Here is a 24,856-nt window from a genome sequence, read left to right as displayed (position 1 = left end):
AACCTCACGGCGGCTAGGCTCGTGTGCGTGCAACCTCGCGCCCAGGTGCTGATCACGGCCGCAGAGGTCGCCGACCTCCTCGAATCCGGCGATCCACCAGTCATTCTCGACGTGCGCTGGCGCCTCGATGCGCCCGACGGGCGCGCGGCCCACCTGGACGGCCACATCCCCGGCGCGGTCTACGTGTCGCTCGACGACGAGCTCAGCGACCACACGGTCACCGGACGCGGCCGGCACCCGCTGCCGTCGGGCCGCAGCCTGCAGGCAGCCGCCCAAAGATGGGGCATCCGGCAAGGCATGTCCGTCGTGGTGTACGACGACTGGAACCGCGCGGGATCCTCGCGAGCCTGGTGGGTGCTCACCGCTGCCGGCATCGAGAACGTGCGCATCCTGGATGGCGGGCTGGGAGCCTGGCGCTCGGCCGGCGGCGCCCTCGAGACCGGCGCGGTCAACCCGCCGCCCGGCAATGTGACTGTGCCGCACGACGATCTGTACGCCGGCGCGCTGCCCACCCTGACCGCGGAGCAATGCGGCGACGTCACATTGCTCGACGCCCGCGCCCCCGAACGGTTCCGCGGCGAGGTCGAACCCGTCGACCCCGTCGCCGGCCACATCCCCGGCGCCCGCAACGTACCCAGCGGTGCCGTATTGACCAGCGCCGGAACGTTTCTCGACGACGACGCGCTGCGGGAGCTGTTTCCCGATACCGCCGGCCGCATCGGCGCCTACTGCGGCTCCGGCGTCACGGCGGCGATCACCGTCGCCGCCCTGACCGCGCTCGGCCACGACGCGGCGCTGTTCCCGGGGTCGTGGTCTCAGTGGAGTTCGGATCCGAACCGCCCCGTCGCCACTGGGGCCGAATAGCGGCACCCGCGTTTCGCGACCAAATGTCGGGGTACAAGACCTTTCGCCCGATACCGACAGCCCCGAGCATTCCGAGCCGATCCGACGAAGTAGAGGCTACGTGCGAGACGCCGACCAGGCAGCCATCCTGCCGACTGCAGCTAGACGACGCAGCATCACCACGCCCCTGGGGCATCTCGTGCGGCCCCTCACCGGCACAGGCGGGTTCTACGCGCGTTCGTGGGGCGACTATTTGGATCGCGATCCTGACGAGCTGCCAGCGGCACGACCCACGCTGGCATTGGCAGGGCACGCCTTCCGCGACGAACTGGTGATACTCGGCTTTCGTCTGCAACATTCGGCGCCCGGCGGCCCGGCGTTGGAGCGGATCGATCGCGACGTCAGGTCGGCGCTGGAGTTCTACGGCCACAAGGGCTGGCTGGACCACCCGGAGGGGTTTTTCGCCTCGCCGCCACCGCTGACTGAGGTCACCGCCAAGCCAGTGAACAACATGGGCCGCCGGTACCAGCGCATCTCTTTCGACAGCGAATACGAACCTAACCCCGGCGACCCCTGCCGCGATCGGTGGCTCAGTTACACCGCCAATCGCCGCGAGCACGCCCTGGTGATGCGGCACCGGGAGCCCCGGCCCTGGCTGGTATGCGTGCACGGTGCGGCGATGGGACGCGCCGCGGTCGACCCCACGCTGTTTCGCGCCTGGCATTACTACCGCGACCTCGGCCTCAATGTCGTGCTGCCGGTGCTGCCCATGCACGGCCCCCGGGCTCGGGCTTTGCCGGCAGCCGACGCGTTCCCCAGCGGCACCATGCTCAACGAAGTCCACCTCGCCGCTCAGGCGGTGTGGGACATCCGGCGCCTGCTGTCCTGGATCCGCTCGGAGCAGCCCGGCGCGACGATCGGGCTCAAGGGCCTCTCGCTTGGCGGTCTGATCACCTCGCTGGTCGCCAGCCTCGACGACGAACTCGCGTGCGCGATCCTCGGCGTGCCGGTCGCCGATCTGTTCGAAGTGCTTGGCCGGCATGCCGCCCTCAGCCGTGACGACCCCGCACGTCAAACGCTGAAGCTTGCCCAACCAATCGGCCGGATGATCTCGCCGTTGGGGATGACTCCACGAGTGGCCCCCCAGGCCCGCTTCATCTACGGTGGTGTCGCCGACAGATTGGTGCACCCGCACCACCAGGTCAATCGGCTCTGGGAGCACTGGGACAGACCCGAGATCCATTGGTACCAAGGCGGTCACACCGGATTCTTCCGCTCCCAGCCGGTGCAGCAGTTCGTCGAAAAGGCGTTGACCAAGTCCGGGTTGGTCCACCCGTCACCCGGACGCAAACGGTAGATCGCGAGCCTCGCGCCCGGCGCGCGAGCGTAGCCCCACGGCAGAAAATCCGCGGCCGATTCCGCAGTGCCGTTACGCTGGCGGCACCTGGGAAGAGGGTGAGGCCTGCAATGAGCGACATCACGGCGCGGTTCGCCGAAATCGTCGGCGCGCACAACCTGTTGACCGGCGACGCGGTCCCCGACGACTATGCGCACGACGAGGAGCTGACGGAACCGCCGCAGAAACCGGCCTACGTCGCCAAGCCGAAAACAGCGGAAGAGGTTGCGCTGCTGCTGAAAGCCGCGACGGAGCACGGCACGCCGGTGACGGCGCGCGGATCCGGCAGCGGCCTGTCCGGAGCCGCACGCCCACTGGCGGACGGCCTGCTGATCTCGTTCGAGCGGATGAACGCCGTCCTCGAGATCGACACCACCAACCAGGTCGCGGTCGTCCAACCGGGCGTCACACTCGACGCGTTGGACGCCGCCACCGCCGACACCGGGCTGCGCTACATGGTCCACCCGGGCGAGATGTCGTCCAGCGTCGGCGGCAACGTCGGCACCAACGCCGGCGGGATGCGGGCGGTCAAGTACGGGGTGGCCCGCCATAACGTGCTGGGGTTGCAGGCCGTCCTGCCGACCGGCGAGATCATCCGCACCGGCGGGCGGATCGCCAAGGTGTCCACCGGCTACGACCTGACCCAGCTGATCGTCGGCTCCGAAGGCACCCTGGCCCTGGCGACCGAGGTGATCGTCAAGCTGCACCCGCGCCTGGAGCACAGCGCGTCCGTGCTGGCCCCCTTCGCCGACTTCGACCAGGTCATGGAAGCGGTGCCGAGGGTCCTCGCCAGCGGCCTGGTGCCCTACATCCTCGAGTACATCGACAACATGACGATGGCCGCGCTTGTCTACAGCCAGAACCTGGAGCTGGGCGTTCCTGACAAGATCCGGGACAGCTGTCAGGCCTATCTGGTTGTGGCACTTGAGAACCGGACAGCGGATCGGCTCGACGAGGACGTCGAACGGTGCGGCGAGCTGCTCGCCGAACTGGGCGCGCTGGACGCCTACGTCCTCGAGGGCGGCTCGGCGCGCAAGCTGATCGAAGCGCGCGAAAAGGCGTTCTGGACGGCGAAGGCGGCCGGCGCCGACGACATCATCGACACCGTCGTGCCGCGCGCGTCGATGCCGAAATTCCTTGCGACCGCCCGCGGTTTGGCGGCGACGAACGGCGGCGCCGTGATCGGCTGCGGGCACGCCGGCGACGGCAATGTGCACCTGGGTATCTTCTGCAAGGATCCCGACCAGAGAAACCAGCTGATGATTCAAATATTCGAGCTGGCAATGGAATTGGGCGGGGCAATCTCCGGCGAGCACGGACTGGGCCGCGCCAAAACCCCGTACTTCCTGGAACTGGAAGACCCCACGAAGATCGCCCTGATGCGTCGCATCAAGCAGAGCTTCGACCCGGCGGGCATCCTCAACCCCGACGTGCTGTTCGGCGCAAACCAGGACCGCTAACGCACCGTCACCTGGGCGGTGAACGTGCAGACGGGCGTGGGATCGCTCCCCACGATGCCGGCGTAGCTGGTGACGATCGTCGTCGTCCCCGCCTTGAGTGCCGCGAACATCCACACCTCGCTGCCCGGCGCTCCCGCCAGGTCGGAGTTGCCGCGCACGTATTCGTGACCGGTCTGCTTGACGACGGTCGCGTCGCCGATCTTCGCGTCAGCGGTCCACCGGTAGGGCGTGGTGTGGTTCGAGCCCAGCGTCACCTTGAGCGTGTCGCCGACGGCCAGCGTGGCTTCCCGGCCGATGACGCTCTGCTTCAGGACGTCGCCCATGGAGACCTCGATGGTCTTGGTCGCCGCCTGATGCACCGCCCCGCTCGAGCAACCCAGCATCGCCGAGGAAATGAGCGCCAGCAGCATTCCGGTCTTCATCCGCCCAAATATGCCAGGTCCGCGGCCGCTGGAAAGCACAAGGCGGCGTTTCCAGCCGCGCGCTGGCAAACCGTCGGGTAGCTTCAATTCGTGTTTGGCATCATTCGGCCCTGCCGTCATCGGCTCGGCGGCGAACTCGCGGCCGCCTGGAGAGCCCAACTGTGTGGACTGTGCCTCGCCCTGCGCGACGACTACGGCCAGGCCGCGCGGGTTGCCACCAACTACGACGGGTTGATCGTCTCGGTGCTCGTCGAGGCGCAGTCGCAGAGCGCGCCGTCGCGACGGACCGCCGGGCCGTGCCCGCTGCGCGGAATGCGCCGCGCGGACGTCGCCACGGGCGAGTGCGTGCGGTTGGCCGCCGTGGTGTCGCTGGCGCTGGCAGCAGCAAAGGTGCGCGACCACGTCGACGACCGCGACGGCGTGGTCGGCGCGGTCGGAGTGCGACCGGCCGCGCGCCGGGTCGCCGAGCGCTGGGTGCGTCAGGGCACCGAGGCCGGCCACAGCCTGGGATTCGACACCGGTGTGCTGGTCGCCGCGATGGACCGCCAAACCGAACTCGAGGCGACGGCGGGTCCCGGCAGCTCGCTGCTGGCGGTGACCGAGCCCACCGAGACCGCCGTCGCCGCCGCCTTCGCGCACACCGCCGTGCTGGCCGGCCACCCGGAAAACGAGGCGCCGCTGCGCGAGGTCGGGCAGCTGTTCGGACGGGTGGCGCATCTGCTGGACGCGGTCGAGGACTACCGCGACGATGTGGCGCGCGGCAAGTGGAATCCGTTGGCCGCCACCGAGACTCCGTTCTCCGAGGTCCGTGCGCTGTGTGACGACGCGGTGCTGGGCATCAAGCTGGCGCTGGCCGACGTGGAATTCACCGACGGCCGACTGCCCCGCAAGTTGCTGACCCGCGAACTTCGCCGGTCGGTATCGCACACCTTCAGCGCCGCCGGTTACACCATGCGCGACGGGACTCCGCACGGCCAGCAGGATGGCATCAACTTCGGCAACCAGCCCTACGGCCCCTACGGCGCCCAGGGCTTCGGCGAGGACGGTATCGCGCCCGGCGAAGGCGTCCCCAAGAAGCGCGGGTGCTGCGACCGCTGCGACTGCTGCACCGATTGCGATTGCGGCGACTGTGACTGCTGCTGCGACAGCGATTGCTGCGACTGTGGCGATTGCTGCTCCTGCGACTGCAACTAAAGCGCCATCGCGCGGCCAGCGCACCCTAATGACAGGATGGGCGGGTGTTTGGCCTCGTCCTCATCGTTGCGCTCGTCGCTACCGTCATCCTGGGAACGATCTTTGGCCGCCGTTACCGGGTGGGCCCGCCAGTCCTGCTCATCCTGCTGGGCTCTCTGCTGGGCCTGATTCCGGCGTTCGGCGATGTCGAATTCAACGGCGAGATCGTGCTTCTGCTGTTCCTGCCGGCGATCCTCTACTGGGAGAGCATGAACACGAGCCTCCGCGAGATGCGCACCAACCAGCGCGTCATCATCTTTCTCAGCGTGGGCCTCGTGATCGCCACGGCGTTCGCGGTCGCCCTGACGGCACGCGCGCTCGGCATGGAATCGCATGCTGCGGCCGTCCTCGGCGCCGTGCTCTCCCCTACCGACGCGGCCGCGGTCGCAGGTCTGGCGAAAAAGATGCCGCGCCGGGCGCTCACGGTGCTGCGCGGCGAGAGCCTCATCAACGACGGCACCGCGCTGGTGCTGTTCGCCGTGACCGTCCACGTCGCCGTCGGCGGCGCCGAACTCGGCCCACTCGAACTCGTCGGGCGCTTCGTCGGGTCCTATCTCGGCGGCATCGCCGCCGGGTTGCTGGTCGGCGCCGCGGTGACGCTGTTGCGCCGCAGACTCGACGCACCGCTCGAAGAGGGAGCGCTGAGCTTGTGGACACCGTTCGCGGCATTCCTGCTCGCCGAATCGGTGCACTCCAGCGGGGTGGTCGCGGTGCTGGTGTCCGGACTGATGCTCACCTACTTCGGGCCGAAGGTGATCCGGGCCCGTTCGCGCCTGCAGGCGTTCGCGTTCTGGAACATCGCCACATTCCTGCTCAACGGATCCCTATGGGTGTTCGTCGGGGTCCAGATTCCGGGTGCGGTCGCGCACATCACCGACGCCCAGGGCGGGCTGCGCCATGCCCTGTATATCGCGCTCGCGGTCACCGGGGTGGTCGTCGTGTCCCGGGTCCTGTGGGTTGAGGCCACCACGGCGCTCTTTCGCATGTTCGACCGGCGCGAGGTGCAGCGCGCACGTCGGGTCGACTGGCGTCAGCGCATGGTCACCTCGTGGGCGGGATTCCGCGGTGCGGTGTCACTTGCAGCCGCGCTCGCGGTCCCGTTGACGACGCTGCGCGGCACACCGTTCCCGGACCGAAGCCTGATCATCTTCGTGGTCACCGTCGTAATCCTCGTGACCGTGCTGGTCCAGGGCAGCACGCTGCCGCTGGTCGTGCGCTGGGCCCGGATGCCCGACGACGACGCGCACGTCCAAGAACTGCAGATGGCTCGCCAACGCAGCGCCGAGACGGCGCTGGCAACCCTGCCCGACATCGCCGGCGAACTCAACGTCAGTCCGGAACTGTTGAGTCGGCTGCAAAAGGAATACGAGCAACGCGCCGCGGTGGTGGCCGAAAGCGGAGCGGATGACACGGAGCCGAGCGATCTGCTCCTCAAGCGGGAAAAGGTCCGGCGGATCCGCCTCGGCGTTCTCGATCAGCAGCGCCACGCCCTCACCGCGATGCGCAACCAGAACCTGATCGACGACATCGTGCTGCGCGAGTTACAGGCCGAGATGGATCTGGAGGAAGTGCAGCTGCTCGAAACTGGGGACGACGAATAGGTCGTGCTCTGTGGGGCTTTCGCAGGTACGCATGCGCTCTCCGCCGCGACGGATGGGGTCGGCGGCATACCGCCCCAATTCAGCGGAATTCACGCACTATTCAGGGGCAGGTCGGCTTTACATCGTTGACTGCACACGAGGACCGATTGTCCTCACGGTATGCGTGTCGTTCAGGTCGCCAACTTCTACGGCCCCCGCTCCGGGGGCCTTCGCACCGCGGTGGACCGGTTGGGTGCGGAATACCGCGCCGCGGGCCACGAGGTGTTCCTGATCGTCCCCGGCCCGCACCCCGCGCGCACCCTGCTGCCCACCGGTGTCGTGCGAATAACGCTGCCCGCCCGCCTGATTCCGTGCACCGGCGGTTACCGGGCGGTGCTACCGGGGCCGGTGAAGGAGCTGCTTGACGCGCTGCGACCCGACGCGCTGGAGGTCTCCGACCGGCTCACCCTGAGGTCACTGGGCCCGTGGGGCCGCGAGCGCGGCGTCACCACGGTGATGATCTCCCATGAGCGCCTGGATCGCCTTGTCGGGCAGGTGCTTCCGCATAGAACCGCGCGCGCCCTCGCCGACTTCGCCAACGCGCGCACGGCCGCCAACTACGACACCGTCGTGTGTACGACGGGTTTCGCGCGCGAAGAGTTCGACCGCATCGGCGCGACGAACGTCGCCACCGTCCCGCTCGGCGTGGACCTGCAAACCTTCCACCCCCGCCGCCACTCGACCCGGGTGCGACAAAGATGGGTCACCCCGGCACAAATCCTGCTCGTGCACTGCGGCCGGCTGTCGATGGAAAAGCGCGTCGACCGCAGCATCGACGCCCTCGCGGCCCTGTGCGACGCGGGCGTGGCTGCGCGACTGGTCGTCGTCGGCGAGGGTCCGCTGCGGCCCAGGCTGCAACGCCAAGCGTCCAACCTCCCAGTCGATTTCACCGGCTTCGTCGCCAACCGGCACACCGTCGCGGGCCTGCTGGCGTCGGCCGACGTCACCCTGGCACCCGGGCCGCACGAGACGTTCGGCCTGGCGGCGCTGGAATCGTTGGCGTGCGGAACACCGGCGGTGGTGTCGCGCACGTCGGCGCTGACCGAGATCGTCACCGCCGACAGCGGCGCGTCTGCCGACAACGACCCGACAGCCATCGCCCGTGCGGTACGCGAAATCATCGGCAGGCCAGAGCATCAGCGTCGCAGCTGCGCGAGACGGCGCGCGGAGACGTTCACCTGGCGCCGGTCGGCCGACGGCATGCTGGCGACCTTGCGCGACTAGAAGTCCGGCGCACCTATGCGGACGCCCCGCGTGCGGGAACCAGCAGCTCCAGCCCGCTGAGAATGCCCGGGTCCGCGGCACAAACTGCCGGGATCGCATTCACCACGCGCGCGGCGGTGGCGGCCGAGCCGGGTAGTTCCCCTCCGTTGAGCGCGAAGTCGACCTGCAGTGGAGGATCCCCGTCGACCGTGATTCGCGTCAGCCGACGCGTCGCGCTGCCCGCCGCGATGCCCGGCTCCCAGTCCTCCACCGGCTCGTCGGGCATCGACCAGATCGCCGAAAACTGCAGCCGCGGCTCCCCGCCGACGATGCCGTCGAACCGCATCCGCACGGCGGCGATCGTGCCGGGCGGGATCTCGCCGGCCTCGAACTTGTAATGCCGTTGCGCTAGCGCGATGTCGCGGTGCTCGCGGATCTCGTCGAGAGACCATCCCAGTCCCTCGGCCAGCAGCCGCAACGCCGGAGCGAGGTGGCCGATCATCGCTCCCGGTGGATACATGGCAACGTCTTCTTCCGCTGTACGCCCGAAACCCATCATCCCGAAGAAGCCCACCAACCGATACGCTCCGCAGGGAATGCGCTCCTGGATCGTCACTTTCGTCGGAAGCGAACTCATGCTCGCCGCGTGCACGGCCAGAACGTCACTGGCGAAGCCGGGCGCAATGCCGGTCGCGAACAACGAACTACGGCCCTGCCGGCAGGCCTTCTCCAATTTCTCTCGCACGGGGCCACCAAGCGAAGGCGGATGGAACAGCGCCGGATACGAGGGTGTGACAACGTTCTTGCCGCTGAGGAGGATACGGCACAACTCATCGACGACTTCGTCGCCGGCACGCCCGGAGACCGCCGCAAAGTAGGTCACGCAATCGGCGTCGAGCGCCAAGAAGTCCGCCACACTATCGGTGGCGACGACGCCGACGGCAGGTTCGCCGGCCAGGTCGCCGCAGTCCCGGCCCGCCTTCTCACGGCTGTGCACCAGCTGGCCCACCAATGTCAGGTGCGGTGAGCGCAGCACCTGCGCAAGCGCGATCTTTCCGGTGTTGCCCGTGCCGACGTGGGCCACCCGATACGCACTGTCCGACTGCATGATTCAGATACCTGCCCAACTCTGCATGAAGGCGGCGGTCGCCCGCGCGGCGTTGTTCGCCGCGATCTGCTTGTAGTAGAAGAAGGAGACCGGAAAGGGCGGCAGGTGCAGCGGATCGCCCTGCCCGTCCGAAATGCCGCGGATACCAAGGAAAGGAGTGCCGTGCGCCTCGGCGACCGCCTGCGCCGCCGCCGTCTCGTTGTCCATCGCGTCGTAGGCCGGGTCTTGGGTTGCGATGTTCAGATTGCTGATCAGAGCATTCTTCAGAAAGGGCCCGGCCGCCTGAAAGAAGTTGCCGGTATAGAACAGTGAGCGATCCGGCGCGCTGCAGGGTTGGCAGCCGAAAACGTCGCCGCCGTTGGGGATGCACGGGAACGCCTGGCCGTTGTTGTTGTCGGAGCTGGCGCCGTCGCCGCCGACCACCACCCGCGGCATCCGCCCCAGGTTGTTCAGCCTGACGATCGGGGCGTTCTTGCACAGACAGGTGGGATTACCAAGCGTGTTGGTGCTTTCCAGTGCGACGGACAACGTCTGGGCGGCCGCCAGCATGCCGGGATCGACCGGATGAAAGGTCGTTCCCTTGTCCAGGGTCCACCGCGCCGGTATGGCCACGTCGGCGATCTTGAGGTTCGTGCCGCCGCCCGCGACACCCGAAAACACCACCGCCCCAACGGCCACCGACGACGCACAGGTGAAGCGGGCGAACGCGGCCTCGGCGGTCTGAGTGGCGTTCACCAGGCCGATGCCGGTCATCGCCACGATCACCTTCTTGCCGCTCATCGTGCCGAGGTAGAAGTGCCGATTGTCGGCGACCACCACCGGGTTTGGGTCGAGCGTCGTGTGCGACAGCACCGCGTCGGCCTCCGCCGGAAAGGCGGACAGCACCAGCGTGCGCTGCTCGCATGCCAATGTCACGGCCGGCACATCCGCGGGCTCGGCGGCCGCCACCCCGGCGCCCAACACGGCGAGCACCACGGCAAGGGCGCCGCGGGACACGCTTGAGCAAGGCCTGGGCACGGTCCCCCTGCTCTGTTGTCGGTCATGGCTGCCAAGTTCGATAGGTGACGTCGGGGCTCGCATAGATTTTTCGCGCCCGTGGGTCGCAGGTGAATGTTCGTTATCATTAATTTTTTCTAGCGATTTCGTGTCGTTATGCAGGACAGGTAGGTCAAGGATCGTGACGCACGCCGGGACTCCCACAGCAGAGCAGTACTACGACGACGCCGACCTGACGCGTGCCGTCACCGCATACAAGTTCTTCTATCCCACCGTCTCCGGGGCCGCGATAATCAAAGGCAACCAAGCCGCCGGGCTGGTACCCAATAAAGTTTTCGGCATCCTGGACTGCGGACCCGAGCAACTGGTCTACACGGGTAACTCCGACACCCCGTACGGACCACTGCTGCTCGATCTGAGCGTCGGCCCGCTGGTCGTCGAACTGCAACCCGGTCCGCTCATCGTGGTGTCGATGGACATCAACCAGCGCTGGGTCGCCGACATGGGTCTGCCCGGACCGGACGCCGGCAACGGTGGTAAACACGTGCTGCTCGGTCCCGACTACGGCGGCGCAGTTCCCGGCGACGAGTACTACGCGCACCGAGCGAGCAGCAACCGTCAGATCGTCGGTGTCCGGTCTTTGCCGGTCGGCGGCGACGTTGCGGGGGCCAAGCAACGCATCACAACCGTCAAGGTGTATCCCCTGGACCCTGCCACCGAGTGGTCCGAACCGCGATGGCTGGACCTGACCGGACAGTTCCAAGACACCACACCGCTGCAATGGGAGGCCAACCTCGATTTCTGGCGGGTGCTGCACGAAACCATTGACGCAGAGCCCGCGTTCCCCGGATACCACACCCACTATGGCGAACTCGCGGCCCTCGGCATCGAGAAGGGCAAGCCGTTCGAGCCTGATGACCGAATGAGCAACCTCCTCGAATCGGCCGCGCAGGCCGGCAGCGCGCAGATGCGGGTGCAGTCCTTCGCCGATCGCAGCTCCGAACGCCGCGTGTGGGACGACCGGCAATGGGAATGGGCTGCCCTGCGCCACGAGGACGGCGATTTCAACACCGCCACGCACGTCGATCTAGGTGCCCGGGAGAAATGGTTCTATCAGGCCATCGGCGCCTCGCCGGCGATGTTTCGCCGCGACACCCGCGCCGGCTCGCTGTACTGGCTCGGGCTGCGCGACGCCAACGGAGGGGGCCTCGACGGCGGTCGGCACTACCAACTGACGGTTCCACTTCCCGTGCCCGGCAAGCTGTTCTGGTCGGTCACCGTCTACGACATCGGCACCCGGTCCCAAATCCAGACCGCGCAGAACAAAGCTGCCCTGCGTTCGCTGTTCGAGCTCACCGGCCTCAAGGGCGATGACACCACGCTGTTTTTCGGCCCGACTCCCCCGGCCGGGCACGAAAACCGTTGGATCCAGACCCTTCCCGGCAAGGGTTGGTTTGTCTACTTCCGCATCTACGGCCCTCAGCAGGCCGCATTCGACGGCACTTGGCGCCCCGGGGATTTCGAGGTGGTCAGAGCCGCTCGATGACCAACTGCGCGAACGCATGATTGGTCGACGGCGTCCCGTCGGGCTTCTTGATGTCGGGATCGAAGAGCTGCAGGCTGATCCCGTCGACCTTGTCGCCGTTCTGATGGCCGAAGTAGTACTTCGTCGTCCGCTCCACCTTCAGGATGCCGTTGATGATGCTCGGCATTGAATACAGCGGGTCCTGGGCGGAAGCAAGGATTTCCATGTCGTTCTTGTCGAGGTTCCACAGGAAGGCGTAGCCGGGCGCGGAGTACGCCGCGGCCTGCTGCCCGGCTGTCAGCTTGAACCCGAAGGTGGTCAGCGACCATCCGTCGATGCGATAGCTGCCGGGTTGCAAAGTGAAGTGGCCGGTCGACTTGTCGTACTTGATGTAGTCGTGCGCGTCCAGCGTGTAGTCGTTGAAGACACGAGCATTGAGGCCGGGTTTCATGGGGATATTGGTGAGGCCGCGTTCGGTGAAAGCACCCCACAGGCGCGCATGGCTCGTGCCGCCCGCGCATCCCGCAACGCTCAGGGCGACAACGGCGAACAAGACCAAGAGGGTGCGCCTCAACGCGGCGGCCTCGCCTCGTACGCCGCAGACACCTTCGCCGACATCCAGTACGCGATGCTCAGGACCGTATCGCTGGTCGCAAAGCCGATGCCTTCGAATACGACTTCGCCGATCGCCGCCGGAAGCCGGACATTCTCCTTGCGGTGTCGCCAGGTCAGCCGGTACGCGTCCGCGACCCGTTCGATGTGCAGGTCCAGGTCGCCGGTCAACAAGCCTGCGGCGTCCCAGTATTGGACGCGGTAGTCCCCGGGAAAGCCGTCGGACGTGTCTCCCCTGGCGCGTCCGGAGCCGATCGTTCCCTCCGCCGAACCAGACGTGCTGAAGCGCGCGTTGATCAGGTCGGGTTCATCGGTGCTGATTTCGTATTGGCCAACGCCGACGAGCCGCGTGTTGATCATGACGAGCATCGTAGGCGCCTGTCACGGCGCGCTACTCAGCGCGGCGGATGGTAAGTCGGTGGATGATAAGGCCGCGGCACGTAATGCGTTTGCCGGTAAATTCGTTGAGCCGGCCGGTAAGGCTTGCTGTTGACCACTACGAGTGTGGCGACGGCGCCGGCGACGACGGCGAGCACCGCGCCGGTGATGAGCACGGTCCTGGGCTGCGCGGCGGTGCCGCCCCGCGCGGTGAAAAACTCCCTACTCCGTCTGCTCGTCAGGCTTCCAGCCACAAGCAGGGCCAGGAGCAGACCGAGGATCGTAAAGACAGGCGAGCCGTAATGTTTGATCACCGTCAACACTGTCTGGACGACTTGGATGGCCGCCAATGCCAGCGCGGTGTAAGTGAGGATCGTGTTGGTTTTGCCGCGCAGAGCAGCGACCCCACCCCACACCATGAACGTGGCAAGGGCGAAATCCGCCGCAGCGTAACCCCATGCCAGACCCGGGGGACCGAATAATGCGGCCCTCCCGGACACGGCCATGACCAACATGAGGAGTCCCGCCAAGATCTGCAGAACGGCCGCGATGAATGCAAGAACCGCTGCCGTCGTGACGGCGCCCGGCCGCCTTGCGGGGTCGTAAGTGGCAGCGGACGCCGGTGGTGCAGGAGCGGACCACTGTGGGCCTGGCGGCGGCGGGAGAGCCGCGCCCTGAGGATCTATCGGATTTGGGTTACTCATGACCGTCCTTCATTGCAAACCCCCCAACGGCTGAATGATTTGCTGTGTACCCAAAGTTCCGTCATTCCAATACCCGGGGGCAGTAGCCTCTCGAAGATGACCAAGCAACTCGGGAAGAGATGGGCCGCCGCTCTCACAGTGGCGGTCGCGGTCGCCGCATGCACGTCGACGACACCGCCGACACCGACGACACCGCCGACGCCGGGCGGGGACCCGTTCGCCGGAGTGACGGTGCCCGACGCGTTCACCCCGCTGACCGTGCAACCGATCAGCCAGTCGACGTTTCCGTTCCCCGGCAGCGACGGCAACTACCACTTGGCCTTCGACGTGCAGGTGACCAACGCCACCGCTGCCCCCGCCACCCTCAGCTCCGTCGACGTCGTCGACGCCCGCGATCCGGCCAAGGTGCTCGTCTCGTTCTCCGGCAATCAACTGGTGCAGCCCGGCTGTAACTACGGTGACTGCAACCGGCTACGCCTGCTGCCTGCCGCGCCTGCCCCCGACATCAACATCGCCCCGCTGGCATCGCGCTCGCTGTTGCTCGACTTCGCTTTCGACGCAGTGGCGAAATTCCCCAAAGCGGTGATGCTGCGCCTGCACGGCACAGGGGCGACCAACCCGGGGACCACGGCTCCCCAACCGATCGACACCCTGGGCGCCCCGTTCAACATCTCCGCGGGCACCCCGCGGGTGCTCAGCCCGCCGCTTCGAGGCGCAAACTGGGTGGCGCTCAACGGCTGCTGCGATCCCGGCTGGGCGCACCGTGACGCAATTCTCCCCGCCAACATGAAACTCAACAACAGCCAGCGGTTCGCCATCGATTGGATCCGCACCAACGATCAGGGCAATTTCTACACTGGCGATAAGGAAAGAAACGAGAGCTACGCCGCTTACGGGTCCCCGGTCTACGCCGTGGCCGACGGTACCGTCACCGCCACGCTGGACGACATGGAGGCCAACGCGCCCGGCATCCTGCCGGCGTCGGATCCCGTGCTGGCCAAGAAGTTAACGGTCGAGAACATCGACGGCAATCACATCATCATGGACATCGGCGGCGGCCTCTATGTCATGTACGCGCACTTCATCAAGGGCTCACTGCTGGTGAAACCCGGCGACAAGGTGACCAAGGGCCAGCAGATCGCGAAGCTTGGCAACACCGGCAACGCCAACGCCCCACACCTGCACTTCCAGGTGATGAACGGGCCGTCGATCCTCTACGCCGACGCCGTTCCCTACGTGCTGGACAACTTCGGCTACCAGGGCCAGGTCGGCAACGCATCAATCTGGGAAGCCGACAATTACCTCAGCGGAACGTTCTTCGGGCCGGACCGGCTTCCGACGTCGCAGCCGCGGACCGGCCAGCTGCCGCTGCTCAACGCTATCGTGAACTTCGCGCAGAACTAACCTTCCGCTTCCCGCGACAGTTTCGCTCTCGGCGCGCAGGCTGAGGGTCTGCCTCATGCGGCTGCTAACCCGCGCTGCACGGAAGCCGTTTGATGCCATGGAAAAACGACGAGCGCAGGCGGTCGGGTGGGCCTGTCACCGTCAGCCGGGGCACGTTGGCGTACAGCTCTTCGAGCATGACCCGCAGCTCGAGCCGGGCCAGTTGAGCGCCGAGGCAAAAGTGCACTCCCCCGCCCCCGAACGCGGCGTGCCCGGAATCCGTTCGGGTGACGTCGAACTCGTCGGGCCGGTCGAACACGTCTTCGTCGCGGTTGGCGGACAGATAGTGGATCAGCACCCAGTCGTCGGCGGGGATCCGCTGGCCGCGGATCTCGACGTCGCGCGTTACGGTGCGCCGGAAGTGCATCACCGGCGTGGCCCAGCGCAGCAGTTCCTCCACGGCGGGCTTCACCGCCTCGGGGTCACGGGCCAGCAGGGCCTGCTGTTCGGAATGCTGCGACAGCGCCAGGATGCCGTGGCTCAGGGTGTTTCGGGTGGTCTCGTTGCCGGCGATCGCGAGCAGCAGGAAGAACTCGTTGAGCTGATCGCGGTTGAGCTTTTCCCCGTCGACCTCGGCGGCCAGCAGGGCCGACAGGATGTCTTCGGTGAGACCGTGTTTGCGGCGGTGCTCGACGAGTTCGTTGCAGTAGGTGAACATTTCGGCTGCGGCCTGCCCGAGCGCTTCGGGCGTGGGAGCGTAGTCCGGGTCCTCGATGCCCAGGGTCCCGATGGCGTTGCTCCAGCGGAAGACCTCCATGCGGTCCTCTGCGGGCACGCCGAGGACGTCGGCGATGACCTGCAACGACATTTCCGCGGAAATCTCTGTCACGGCGTCGAATTCGCCCTTGGCGGTGATGTTGGCGACGATGTCGCGGGCGACCTTGCGCATCTTCGGTTCCAGGCGCGCCACATTGCGGACCGTGAAGCCCTGGTTGATCAGCTTGCGGTAGTGGACGTGGCGCGGCGGATCGATGCCCGGCAGCATCGCCGAGGTCGGTCCGGCCTCGACCTCGACCAGCGTGTTGCCCTTGCTGCTGGTGAAAGTGTCGGTGTCGCGGCTGACCAGTCGCACGTCGGCATACTTGGTCAGCAGCCACGCGCGGGGCAGACCCCGCAATTGCACCCGGTGCACGGGCGAATCGACGCGCAGCCGGGCCAACGCGTCGAACGGCGCACCGATGACAAAGGTGTCCGGGTCAAGCACCGCCGCGGCGTCGCGGTCGGCGGGACTGTCCTGGTTCTCGACGACCAGGGAGTGCAGCTTCGGGGTGGTCATGACGCTTTGACCCCCGCGATGATCACGTCGAGTCCGACGCGGAACCGCTGCCGCCTGCCGCGGGATTCCTCCAGGCTCACCGAGCCAAGCAGATAGGTATACAGCACCGAGTGTGCCGCGGCCACAGCGGCTTTCCCGAGGCCGGCCTCGGACAGCAGTGCGCGACTGAGCCGGTCCAGACGACGCGAATGCTCGCCGCCGCCACTGGTCTGCAGGATGCTCGCGAGGCCGGGAACGCGCAGGATGACGTCGCGGGCGGCGCAGTAGAGCTCGACAAGCCGGGTGTCCCACGGCCCATCGGCGGGTGTGGGAATCTCAGCCAACACCGACTCGGCAAGCAAGTCCAGCGCGGCCTGTTTGCCCGGGACGTGGTAGTACACAGACGGCACCGCGGCGCCGAGCTCGGCGGCGAGTTCGCGCATCGTCACCCGCTGCACGCCGACGCGGCGGGCCAAGGTGTGCAAGGACTGCACCACCTCGTCGCGGTCGAGTGCGCCGTAGGCCCGGCGTGTTGCGGTGGTCATAGCGACGATTCTAACGCCGTTCGAAATGATTCGAGCATTGTTCGAATCTAGCACCGTCGCACTGACGGCGCGGCCTGCCGGCGGTCCGCCCGGGATGGCGACGGTTATGCTGGCGGCTTGGACATCTTCACGGAGTGGCAAACCGGCGGCACCGAGCTGCGGTGGCGGTCGACGACCGCGGCCAACGAGGGGCGGGAACTGACCGTGTTCAGCCGCCGGTGCGGCACACCGGGAGCGCCGGCCCTGGTGCTCGTGCACGGCTTCCCGACGTCCAGCATCGACTACCACGCCCTGGCGCGTGAGCTCAGTTCCGAATTCGACATCTACACGCTGGACTTTCCGGGCCACGGTCTCTCCGACAAGCCGCCGGAACCGTACGTCTACTCCCTGTACGACGACGCGCGTCTGCTCGTGCACGCGATCACCGAGGTGTGGCAACTGAGCGGGTACCGGATGCTCACCCATGACCGGGGCAGCAGCGTCGGCATGATCGCGCTGGGCATGTTGCATGCGATGGAGACAGCGCCCGTCGACGTCATCATGACGAACGCCAACATCTACCTTCCGCTGGCCAACCTCACGGTGTTCCAGACCGCGCTGCTTAATCCCGCGACGGCACGGGGCACCGCGGCGGCGACGACGCCGGAGGCGCTGGCCGCAGGCCTGGGCATGACTACCTTCATGCCGCGCCGCACACTGGACGATCCGGAGATCGCCGCGCTGGCCAAATGCTTTGCCCACGCCGACGGAACCCGCGTGCTGCCCGACGTCATTCAGTATCTGAACGAACGTGCCGCCGACGAAACAAGTTGGCTCGAAGCTCTTTCCAAGCTCTCGGTGAACCTCACCGTGGTGTGGGGGTTGCACGACAACGTCTCACCGCTGCGGGTCCCGAACTACGTATGGCAGACCTACCTGAAGGACAAGCCCGGCCGCAACCGCTACTGGATCGTGCCGACCGCCGACCACTATCTGCAGTGCGACGCCCCCGGCCAGCTGGCTCAGATCGTTCGCCTCACGGCCCAGGGTGAGGACCTCCCGCTGCAAACGCTCGGCAATCAGCCCGGCGGCGCGCTACTGGTCGACCAGACTTAGGGCGCACAAGCACCCCACACGCGACTACTCTTCGCCGAACCGGTCGACGAGATGCGAATTGACGCCGTCGGCGTCGAGCCGACGGGCCACCAGATAACCCGCTCCCATCCACGCGCGACGGGTCCAATTGCCGAACGACACCCGCGTGCCCGGGGCCCCGGACGCGGCCGGCATCATCTTCACCCGCTCCAGCGCCTCCTTCACACCCCGGGGGCTCAACGGATGCGCGTCGGACAGCGCCCGCAGCAAGGTGCAGGCGACGTCCCGATTGACCACCGGCACACACCATTCCGGTCGCCGCCCGTACGCCTCGTTGTACTCGTCCAGAAAGCTCTGGCCGACGGCGTTGTGCTCGTCGTACTGGTCCACCCCGACCCAGCCCAGGAAGGCGTTCCACATCACCGGGTTGAGCCACGCGTTCTGGAACGCGGTGCCGCAGAACCGCGGCGGGTCCCAGCCCAGCTCCTGCAGCGCGGGATTGATGAACACGATCCCGAAGCCGAACCCGCAGTGCACCAGAGCCTGCGCCCTGGCCTCGTGGAGCGTCCGCACCGCCGCCGTCACGTCTTGCGCCGTCTGCGGGATCGAGACGTCGGCGACGATCCGAATTCCCTTCCGCTTGGCCGCCTCCCGCAGATTCTTCAGGTAGGTCTCCCCCACCAGCGACTGCTCGACCAGCACACCGACGTCCGTGTGCCCGCCCTTGGCCAGTAGGTCCGCCCAGAAGATGGGCTCGTCGGTGTGCGAGCCCATCGGAAACGCGAAAACCCATTCACCCAGCGCGACATCGGATCCCGTTACGCTGATGCAGGGAACTCGGAAACGCTCCTCGATCGCTTCACGCGCCGGAATCACGTTGTCGCCGATGTTGGGGCCGAAGACTGCCAGGCACCCCTCGTCGCACAGTTCGCCGTACGCATCGATGACCGCCTTCACCGATCCCTTGGGCAGACCCTCCGCCTCGCGGTAGACGATCTCGATCGGCCGGTCTATCAACCCCCGCTCAAGGGCTTGCCTGAACACGAGGTCGAACGGCTGCGTGAGGTCTTCGAAGTAACTCTTCGGAAAGAACTCGGGCAGCACGAAGTCCATCAGGTACCCGATCTTGATCGGCTGGGCGGTGCTTTCGTACGACAAGGGATCTCCCTGAGTTCAGGCCCGCACCACGTGCGGGTGCGGCGGCGAGCTGCAAGCGGCTGCCGGCGTCAGCCTCCGCAACCTAACGTTTGTTCAGACCATAGGGAGGGCAACGGGGCACGTCAATACGACGGGGCTGACGCGCACCAACCGGATAGCGCTTTCTGCTAGCGTTAACCAAACAATCGGTCCCATGGCGGGAGAGCGGTGACGACGAAACTGCACGCCGCGCGCGCCGTCGACGAAGGCACTCGACGCGTGGAGGTGCTCGAGATCGCGGCCGCACTGATCGCCACGTCGGGCCTGCGGACGTCGATGCACGAGATCGCCGCTGCCGCAGGCATTAAAACGGGCAGCCTGTACCACCATTTCGACTCCAAGGAAGCGCTGCTCGTCGAGCTGCTGCGGCGCTATCACGCCGAGTTGGACCGCATCGCCGAACACAGCCTGGACACCCTCGATGATCCCGACCCACGGTCGGCATTCACGCGAATCTCCGACCTCGCCACCGCGGTCGCGCGCTGCGCGGTCACGCATCGCGCGGCCATCCAGATTTCGTTGTATGAGGCCCCCAGCGCCAACGCCGAACTCGTCCATTGGTCGCAACGCAGCCCGGCGGCGATCCTGGAAGCGATGTATCAGAACCTGCGCGCGGCGCGGTGGAGCGGGTACCTCAACGCCGATACCGACCTGCGCGTGCTGGCGGAACGGATCTGCCACACCATGCTGCAGGTCGGTCTCGATGTGGCGCGGCCCAAGGTGCCCACCAACCGGCTAGCCCCCTTGTTGTGCCGAATCATGCTGGAAGGCTTGGGCACCGGCCATCCCACCGACGACGAGCTGGATCATTCGGCAGCGTTCCTCGCCGCCGACGAGGCGATCCGGGCGTGGCGCGATGACGGCGACGGCGACCGGGAGGACGGGGAGGATCGGCTGGCCCGCATCCGCGCGGTGGCGCGCGCCGAGTTCGGCCGCAGGGGCTACGAAGGCACCTCCGTCCGGGACATCGCGACGGCCGCCGGCATCGGCCCCGGCACCCTGTTCCGACTCATCGGCTCCAAGCACGCGCTGCTCGCCTCGATCATGAGTGCGTTCAACGAGAAGGTCGACGCGGCTTCCAAGCGCGTACTGCGTTGTGAGGCAGCACCCATCGCGAAGTTGGACGCGCTGAGCTGGGTCGACACCAACGCGCTGGATCGGTTCGGCGACGAGTTCCGGATTCAGCTCGCCTGGATGCGACAGATTCCGCCCGATACGCCCAACCCGAGCGTGCAATTCGCGGCGCGGCTGCGCCAGATCAAATCGCTGCTCGCAGCAGGGATTCAGTCTGGTGAGATCAACGCATACGACGCGACACCGGAGACGCTCGCGCGCTGCGTCATCATGCTCAAGTGGATTCCGTCGAGCATCCTGGCGCGGGTGGGCACCCGGGTGGCACAGTTGCACGTCCGCGACACCATGCTGCGCGGGGTCGTTGCGCGCTAGCTAGCGCTAGTCCGTGAAGACCGGTAACTTCGACCAACCCCGCACGCTCGACGTGTGGGCCTTGGTGGCGTTGGCATAGTCGACTTCCCAATCCGGCCACCGTTTGATGACCTCCTCCAACACGACCCGCGCCTGCATCCGCGCCAGCGCCGAGCCGAGACAGAAGTGCAGCCCGTGCCCGAAACTGAGATGACCGGCGCCGCGATGGATGTCGAAGGTGTCGGCGTCGGGGAACCTGCGTTCATCGCGGTTGGCTGATCCGTTGAGCAACAACATGATCGAACCCTCAGCGACCGTCGTGCCGTGGCACTCGATGTCGCGGGCGACGTAACGGGCCTGCACCGGCGACGGCGCCTCGTACCGCAACACCTCCTCGATCGCCAGGGGTATCAGCGCCGGATTCGCGACGATTTCGCGGCGCTGGTCGGGATGCTCGGCCAGCAGTTGACCCATGAAACCGATCAGCCGCGTGGTGGTCTCGTTTCCTGCGCCGGCGACCATGCTGGTGTAGAGCAGCACCTCGGTCCGCGTCAGCCGCCGCGTCCCGCCGTCGTCCTCGACCTCGGCATTCAGCAGCTGGGTCATCAGGTCCTCGGAAGGGTGGTCGACCCGCCAGTCGATGTACTCCGCGAACATCTCGTGGCTGTGCTCCAGAAAGTCCTTCGGGACGGGCCGGAATGTGCCCTCGCTGAGCGTGAGCTGGCGGCCGCCGCGGTCGCGGATCTCTTCCTGGTTCGCTTCCGGGATGCCCAGCAGGTAGCCGATCGTGCGCATCGGGACCATCGCGCCGATGTTCTCGATGAAGTCGAACCGGCCGGAGCCCACGAGCGGGTCCAGTGCCCGCTCGCAGAACGCCCGCGTCAGCGGTTCGATCGCTTCCATCCGGCGCGGCGTGAAAACCCGCGAGAGAACCTTGCGGTGCACGTCGTGGATGGGCGGGTCTTCGAAAAGGATTACGCCCGGCGGTAGTTCGATGCCGCTCATGATGATGTCCATCGTGGTGCCGCGACCGGACCGGTACGTGTCCCAATTGGTCAGCTCGTGCGAGACGTCCTGATAACGGCTCAACGCCCAGAAGTTGTACTTGTCGTTGCGGTACAGCGGGGCTTCGTCGCGCAACCGCTTCCAGATCGGGTACGGATCGTCATCGATGTCGAAATCGAAGGGATCGTAATAGAGTTCGGTTGTCGTCATCGCTCTCTCCCCACGTCGGACAACCTTTGGGCCGCCTCGGGCAGCACGACCTCACCCACGCGTTTGAGATAGGGCCACGCGATTTCCGGCGGCAGCCCGCCGCACAGCGGCGACAGGGTCAGCATCTTGCCGGCGCGAACGCGCGAAACGGCTTCCGCCGTCGAGATGATCACGTGCGACGCCGCCGCCTCGCGCAGCTCGTCGACCGATGTCACGTGCGAGAATCCCGCCGACGTCTCGTTGCCGGGGTTCCACGCGGCATAGGTCTGCGCGTCGTGCAGCAGATACCGCCCCAGTTCCGCCCATGCCTGGTCCACATCGTCGGCGACGAAGGTGACCGACGGGGTGTTGCGGTCGGGAAAGAAGGCCACGCCCGGCTGAAATCCGTGCTTGCGGCAGGACGCCTCGTAGGCCTCCTGCATGCCCGGGATGTTGGCGTTGGCCAGCATGCCCAGTCCGTACTTGCCGGCCCGTCGGGCCGCCGCCAGGCTCCCACCGCCCCACATCATTCCCGGACCGCCGGGGCTCTGCGGGCGCGGTGTCACCGTGATCCGTCGCCCCTCCCGCACGACCGCCTCCTCGGCGAGCAGTTGTCGCAGCAGGCCGAGCTTCTCGTCGGCGAGTCGCCCGCGATCGCCGAGGTCCAGGCCGAACATCTCGTACTCCTCGGGCCGATACCCCAGGGCCATGATGTACGACGCCCGCCCGCAGCTAAGGATGTCCAACACCGCGATGTCCTCGGCGAGGCGCACGGGGTCGTAGAACGGCAGGATCAGGATCAGGCTCAGTGCCAGGCGCTGCGTGCGCGACGCGATCGCCGAGGCCAGCAGCAGCGGCGCGGGCAGGTACCCGTCCTCTGACCCGTGGTGTTCGCACAGCACGGCGGCGAGCGCGCCGTGGTCCTCGGCCCACGCACACATCTCGGGCGCCGCCGCGTACAGCGCGGCCGGGGGCGCTCCAGACGCCGGGGCTCGCATGTCGAAGCGCAAGGTGAACACGCAGCCAGCTCCCTAGACAACCTAATATTTGTCTCACGTACGCTACGTCGACTCCAAGACGTGCGTCAACGATCAGCCAAATACATGCCGCGGCAGGGTCGTCGGGATATCCAGCGAGCTGAGCAGGCCCGGTGCCGCGTCGACGACATAGGGAATCGCGTTGACCACCCGCATCGCCGTGGATGCCATGGCGGCGTGTCCGGCGCCGTGGCCCTCCGCCTCGCCGAGCGTCATCACGCAGTGGATGTCGGGGTCACCCTCGATGTCGACCCGATAGGTCGCGTCGCAGTCCGAAGTCGGCCAGCCCGGTGCGACATCGCGGGCCATCCGGATCACGTGCTCGATGACGATCGCCTCGCGGCCGTCGACCACCCCGGCGGCCCGGGTGCGCACCGCGCCGCAGGTGCCGGCCGCGACGGTGCCGAACGCCACGTCGATGTCCCGATCCGTCTGCTCCCGGTCGAAGGTGCTCCGCAACTCGTCGACCTCCACACCCAGACCGCTCGCGATCAGGTATATCGGTGCCTTCCAAGCCATCTCGATGAAGCCCGGGGTCTTCATCATGGGTTCGAAGTCCAGCGGGCGGCCGAAACCCAACCCGTCCATCATCACGTCGGCCACCGGGTAGTGATCGTTGAGCGCGATCTCGCTGGCCGTGATGCGGCGGATGCGCTTGGACTGGGTCGTCATGAGCAGCGCGAGCTGGTCGGAGGCGAAGCCCGGGAAGATGCCGGAGCCGTAGAAGGACGCACCGCCGGCCCGTGCGGCCGCCTCGAGCTGATCGCGCCAGTCCGGGGCGAAGTACGCAGGCGGATAGATCAGGCTCGTCGACGTCGTCGACACGACGTTGATCCCGGCCTGCAACAACCGCAGGTAGTCGGGCACCGCGGCGCCGTCGCGGTCAGGACCGCTGGCGGCATACACGACGCAGTCGGGCGCCAGATCGATCAGCGCGTCGGCGTCGTTGGTGGCCGTCACACCCGTCGGTGCCGCGCCCACCAACTCGCCGGCGTCCCTGCCGACCTTGTCGGGGGAATGCACCCAGACGCCAACGAGTTCCAGATCCGGCCGACGACCGATGGCATCGATCGCGATCGACCCCACTCCTCCGGTGGACCAGACGACGGTACGCAACGGCTTCGGCACGATCGGCACTCCTTACTGGTGAGCCCGGTCCGCGGCGGCCGCGGCACGTTCCAGGTACGGCCACGCGCGCTCGGGCGCGAGCCCGCCGCAGAGTGGGTGCAGCGGCAACGGCCTGCCGCCACGGACGAATTCGGCCGCCTCGTCGGTGGTCAGGACGCGGTACGGGCCGTTCTCGGCGCGCAGCGCGGCCACGCTGTCCGCCCGGGTGATGCTGGCAACCGAATCGTCGTGGGGCCGGTAGGACGCCGCCATCATCGCGTCGTGCAGCAGATGTGGGCCCAACTCGTCCCACGCCTCGTCAAGGGTCCGCTCGTCTTCGGCGACGAAAACCGTTGTCGGAGCACCTGCCACGGGGAACTGGACCACACCCGGCGGATGTCCGTGTGCGTGGCACTGCGCCTCGTAATACTCCTTGAGGCCGGGCCGGTCGGTCTGGGAGATGAACCCCAGACCGAAGGTGCCGGCACGCCGTGCCGCGGCCTTGCTACCGCCGGCGATCATGATCAGCGGCCCACCGGCCGTCGCGCACGCCGGGGTGACGCGGACCGGACGGCCCCGGTATTCGACGGTCTCGCCGCGCAGCAGCGGGCCGAGCACCGCCAGGATCTCGTCGGCGGCCCTGCCCCGGGTGGCCGTGTCGATACCGAAGTGGCGGTACTCCTCGCCGCGGTGCCCGACACCGAACACATACGACACCCGGCCCCTGCTGATGAGGTCCAGAACGTTCATCTCTTCGACGAGCCGGACGGGATCCCACAACGGAATCGGCACTGCGGCAAGCAGTATCGCCAAACTTCGGGTCCTGGCCGCGATCGCCGACGCCAGCATCAGCGGTGCGGGCAGATGGCCGTCGTCGGTGCCGTGGTGCTCCGACAGGATTGCGAGCACAGCGCCGCGCGTCTCGGTCCATGCGCACATCTCGATGGCCGCAGCGTAGAGATCCGCGGCCGGCCCCGCCCAGTCGGGCGCACGCATGTCGAACCTGATCGTGAACATACCCACGCAGAATAACCTAACGTTTGTTCAGCATTGACGCGG

Annotated in this window: 23 protein-coding genes; 10 read left to right on the top strand and 13 right to left on the bottom strand. The window is 67.0% G+C overall.

What is annotated here, in order from left to right; genetic code table 11:
- The first annotated feature begins 27 nt into the window (after positions 1–27).
- The 3 genes from AC5Y5V_RS12090 (at position 28) to AC5Y5V_RS12080 (ending at position 3,699) form a co-directional block, all read left to right on the top strand.
- Positions 28–864, top strand: coding sequence for a sulfurtransferase (locus AC5Y5V_RS12090; protein WP_499934839.1), 837 nt, complete (start codon positions 28–30; stop codon positions 862–864).
- 124 nt (positions 865–988) lie between these two features.
- Entirely contained in the window at positions 989–2,200 is a 1,212-nt protein-coding gene (locus tag AC5Y5V_RS12085; protein WP_499934901.1) for a hypothetical protein, read from the top strand.
- A 110-nt stretch (positions 2,201–2,310) separates the two neighbouring features.
- Positions 2,311–3,699, top strand: a complete 1,389-nt coding sequence (locus tag AC5Y5V_RS12080) for an FAD-binding oxidoreductase (protein ID WP_499934837.1) — start codon at positions 2,311–2,313, stop codon at positions 3,697–3,699.
- Here the strand turns inward: AC5Y5V_RS12080 and AC5Y5V_RS12075 are convergent.
- A complete protein-coding gene (locus AC5Y5V_RS12075; protein WP_499934835.1) occupies positions 3,696–4,121 on the bottom strand; it encodes a protease inhibitor I42 family protein in 426 nt (141 codons plus the stop codon). The two genes, AC5Y5V_RS12080 and AC5Y5V_RS12075, sit on opposite strands and share 4 nt — an antisense overlap.
- Positions 4,122–4,211: 90 nt before the next feature.
- Between AC5Y5V_RS12075 and AC5Y5V_RS12070 the strand changes: the two genes are divergently transcribed.
- From AC5Y5V_RS12070 to AC5Y5V_RS12060, 3 genes are all read left to right on the top strand, one after another.
- A complete protein-coding gene (locus AC5Y5V_RS12070) occupies positions 4,212–5,315 on the top strand; it encodes a DUF5685 family protein (RefSeq protein WP_499934833.1) in 1,104 nt (367 codons plus the stop codon).
- A gap of 44 nt (positions 5,316–5,359) precedes the next feature.
- Positions 5,360–6,955 carry a Na+/H+ antiporter gene (locus tag AC5Y5V_RS12065; protein ID WP_499934830.1) on the top strand — a complete coding sequence of 532 codons (1,596 nt, stop codon included), beginning with the start codon at positions 5,360–5,362 and terminating at the stop codon, positions 6,953–6,955.
- A gap of 159 nt (positions 6,956–7,114) precedes the next feature.
- Positions 7,115–8,218 (top strand): glycosyltransferase, encoded by a 1,104-nt coding sequence (locus AC5Y5V_RS12060; RefSeq protein ID WP_499934827.1) that lies wholly within the window; start codon positions 7,115–7,117, stop codon positions 8,216–8,218.
- A 13-nt stretch (positions 8,219–8,231) separates the two neighbouring features.
- Here AC5Y5V_RS12060 and AC5Y5V_RS12055 read toward each other — a convergent pair whose 3' ends face one another.
- The gene (locus AC5Y5V_RS12055) at positions 8,232–9,305 is read right to left on the bottom strand and encodes an NAD(P)H-dependent amine dehydrogenase family protein (RefSeq protein ID WP_499934825.1); all 1,074 of its coding nucleotides are present in this window, start codon (positions 9,303–9,305) and stop codon (positions 8,232–8,234) included.
- 3 nt (positions 9,306–9,308) lie between these two features.
- Positions 9,309–10,301 carry a phosphorylase family protein gene (locus AC5Y5V_RS12050; protein ID WP_499934823.1) on the bottom strand — a complete coding sequence of 331 codons (993 nt, stop codon included), beginning with the start codon at positions 10,299–10,301 and terminating at the stop codon, positions 9,309–9,311.
- Between the two features lie 181 nt (positions 10,302–10,482).
- Between AC5Y5V_RS12050 and AC5Y5V_RS12045 the strand changes: the two genes are divergently transcribed.
- Positions 10,483–11,847 (top strand): DUF1254 domain-containing protein, encoded by a 1,365-nt coding sequence (locus AC5Y5V_RS12045; RefSeq protein ID WP_499934819.1) that lies wholly within the window; start codon positions 10,483–10,485, stop codon positions 11,845–11,847.
- On the opposite strand, the gene AC5Y5V_RS12040 is transcribed toward AC5Y5V_RS12045, so the two are convergent.
- Genes AC5Y5V_RS12040 through AC5Y5V_RS12030 form a run of 3 tightly spaced genes read right to left on the bottom strand, consistent with a single transcriptional unit; the run spans position 11,831 to position 13,322 of the window.
- On the bottom strand, positions 11,831–12,379 hold the full coding sequence (locus tag AC5Y5V_RS12040) for a hypothetical protein (RefSeq protein WP_499934814.1): 549 nt from the start codon (positions 12,377–12,379) through the stop codon (positions 11,831–11,833). The genes AC5Y5V_RS12045 and AC5Y5V_RS12040 overlap by 17 nt on opposite strands.
- A 17-nt stretch (positions 12,380–12,396) precedes the next feature.
- Positions 12,397–12,798: a hypothetical protein gene (locus tag AC5Y5V_RS12035; RefSeq protein WP_499934810.1), complete on the bottom strand. Its 402-nt coding sequence runs from the start codon at positions 12,796–12,798 to the stop codon at positions 12,397–12,399.
- A gap of 35 nt (positions 12,799–12,833) precedes the next feature.
- The gene (locus AC5Y5V_RS12030; RefSeq protein ID WP_499934808.1) at positions 12,834–13,322 is read right to left on the bottom strand and encodes a hypothetical protein; all 489 of its coding nucleotides are present in this window, start codon (positions 13,320–13,322) and stop codon (positions 12,834–12,836) included.
- A gap of 294 nt (positions 13,323–13,616) precedes the next feature.
- On the opposite strand from AC5Y5V_RS12030, the gene AC5Y5V_RS12025 reads away from it, so the two are divergent.
- On the top strand, positions 13,617–14,924 hold the full coding sequence (locus AC5Y5V_RS12025) for a M23 family metallopeptidase (protein WP_499934806.1): 1,308 nt from the start codon (positions 13,617–13,619) through the stop codon (positions 14,922–14,924).
- A 64-nt stretch (positions 14,925–14,988) separates the two neighbouring features.
- Here the strand turns inward: AC5Y5V_RS12025 and AC5Y5V_RS12020 are convergent, their stop codons facing one another.
- On the bottom strand, positions 14,989–16,239 hold the full coding sequence (locus AC5Y5V_RS12020; protein ID WP_499934803.1) for a cytochrome P450: 1,251 nt from the start codon (positions 16,237–16,239) through the stop codon (positions 14,989–14,991).
- On the bottom strand, positions 16,236–16,763 hold the full coding sequence (locus tag AC5Y5V_RS12015; protein ID WP_499934800.1) for a TetR/AcrR family transcriptional regulator C-terminal domain-containing protein: 528 nt from the start codon (positions 16,761–16,763) through the stop codon (positions 16,236–16,238). Before AC5Y5V_RS12015 ends, AC5Y5V_RS12020 begins: the two co-directional genes overlap by 4 nt.
- Before the next feature lie 117 nt (positions 16,764–16,880).
- Here AC5Y5V_RS12015 and AC5Y5V_RS12010 point away from each other — a divergent pair, with 117 nt between their 5' ends.
- The gene (locus tag AC5Y5V_RS12010) at positions 16,881–17,858 is read left to right on the top strand and encodes an alpha/beta fold hydrolase (RefSeq protein WP_499934796.1); all 978 of its coding nucleotides are present in this window, start codon (positions 16,881–16,883) and stop codon (positions 17,856–17,858) included.
- A 24-nt stretch (positions 17,859–17,882) separates the two neighbouring features.
- On the opposite strand, the gene AC5Y5V_RS12005 is transcribed toward AC5Y5V_RS12010, so the two are convergent.
- Positions 17,883–18,995 carry an ABC transporter substrate-binding protein gene (locus AC5Y5V_RS12005; protein ID WP_499934792.1) on the bottom strand — a complete coding sequence of 371 codons (1,113 nt, stop codon included), beginning with the start codon at positions 18,993–18,995 and terminating at the stop codon, positions 17,883–17,885.
- A 207-nt stretch (positions 18,996–19,202) separates the two neighbouring features.
- Between AC5Y5V_RS12005 and AC5Y5V_RS12000 the strand changes: the two genes are divergently transcribed.
- On the top strand, positions 19,203–20,480 hold the full coding sequence (locus AC5Y5V_RS12000) for a TetR/AcrR family transcriptional regulator (RefSeq protein ID WP_499934789.1): 1,278 nt from the start codon (positions 19,203–19,205) through the stop codon (positions 20,478–20,480).
- A 6-nt stretch (positions 20,481–20,486) separates the two neighbouring features.
- On the opposite strand, the gene AC5Y5V_RS11995 is transcribed toward AC5Y5V_RS12000, so the two are convergent.
- The 4 genes from AC5Y5V_RS11995 to AC5Y5V_RS11980 form a co-directional block, all read right to left on the bottom strand.
- Entirely contained in the window at positions 20,487–21,674 is a 1,188-nt protein-coding gene (locus AC5Y5V_RS11995; RefSeq protein ID WP_499934786.1) for a cytochrome P450, read from the bottom strand.
- The gene (locus tag AC5Y5V_RS11990) at positions 21,671–22,672 is read right to left on the bottom strand and encodes an LLM class flavin-dependent oxidoreductase (RefSeq protein WP_499934783.1); all 1,002 of its coding nucleotides are present in this window, start codon (positions 22,670–22,672) and stop codon (positions 21,671–21,673) included. The genes AC5Y5V_RS11995 and AC5Y5V_RS11990 overlap by 4 nt, the downstream gene beginning before the upstream one ends.
- 72 nt (positions 22,673–22,744) lie before the next feature.
- Positions 22,745–23,818 carry an NAD(P)H-dependent amine dehydrogenase family protein gene (locus AC5Y5V_RS11985; RefSeq protein ID WP_499934778.1) on the bottom strand — a complete coding sequence of 358 codons (1,074 nt, stop codon included), beginning with the start codon at positions 23,816–23,818 and terminating at the stop codon, positions 22,745–22,747.
- Positions 23,819–23,830: 12 nt separating this feature from the next.
- On the bottom strand, positions 23,831–24,814 hold the full coding sequence (locus AC5Y5V_RS11980; protein WP_499934776.1) for an LLM class flavin-dependent oxidoreductase: 984 nt from the start codon (positions 24,812–24,814) through the stop codon (positions 23,831–23,833).
- Between the last annotated feature and the right edge of the window lie 42 nt (positions 24,815–24,856).

The organism is Mycobacterium sp. NGS68 (genome assembly GCF_059812195.1).
Note: the sequence above shows the minus strand (reverse complement) of the source record. Positions and strands in the feature narration are given on the sequence as shown.

Excerpts from the sequence above, each read along its gene's own strand:
- AC5Y5V_RS12080 (WP_499934837.1), top strand. The coding sequence starts at position 2,311 with ATGAGCGACATCACGGCGCGGTTCGCCGAAATCGTCGGCGCGCACAAC.
- AC5Y5V_RS12015 (WP_499934800.1), bottom strand. The coding sequence starts at position 16,763 with ATGACCACCGCAACACGCCGGGCCTACGGCGCACTCGACCGCGACGAG.
- AC5Y5V_RS11980 (WP_499934776.1), bottom strand. The coding sequence starts at position 24,814 with ATGTTCACGATCAGGTTCGACATGCGTGCGCCCGACTGGGCGGGGCCG.
- AC5Y5V_RS11995 (WP_499934786.1), bottom strand. The coding sequence starts at position 21,674 with ATGACGACAACCGAACTCTATTACGATCCCTTCGATTTCGACATCGAT.
- AC5Y5V_RS12055 (WP_499934825.1), bottom strand. The coding sequence starts at position 9,305 with ATGCAGTCGGACAGTGCGTATCGGGTGGCCCACGTCGGCACGGGCAAC.
- AC5Y5V_RS12060 (WP_499934827.1), top strand. The coding sequence starts at position 7,115 with ATGCGTGTCGTTCAGGTCGCCAACTTCTACGGCCCCCGCTCCGGGGGC.
- AC5Y5V_RS12020 (WP_499934803.1), bottom strand. The coding sequence starts at position 16,239 with ATGACCACCCCGAAGCTGCACTCCCTGGTCGTCGAGAACCAGGACAGT.
- AC5Y5V_RS12025 (WP_499934806.1), top strand. The coding sequence starts at position 13,617 with ATGACCAAGCAACTCGGGAAGAGATGGGCCGCCGCTCTCACAGTGGCG.
- AC5Y5V_RS12075 (WP_499934835.1), bottom strand. The coding sequence starts at position 4,121 with ATGAAGACCGGAATGCTGCTGGCGCTCATTTCCTCGGCGATGCTGGGT.
- AC5Y5V_RS12030 (WP_499934808.1), bottom strand. The coding sequence starts at position 13,322 with ATGGCCGTGTCCGGGAGGGCCGCATTATTCGGTCCCCCGGGTCTGGCA.
- AC5Y5V_RS12035 (WP_499934810.1), bottom strand. The coding sequence starts at position 12,798 with ATGATCAACACGCGGCTCGTCGGCGTTGGCCAATACGAAATCAGCACC.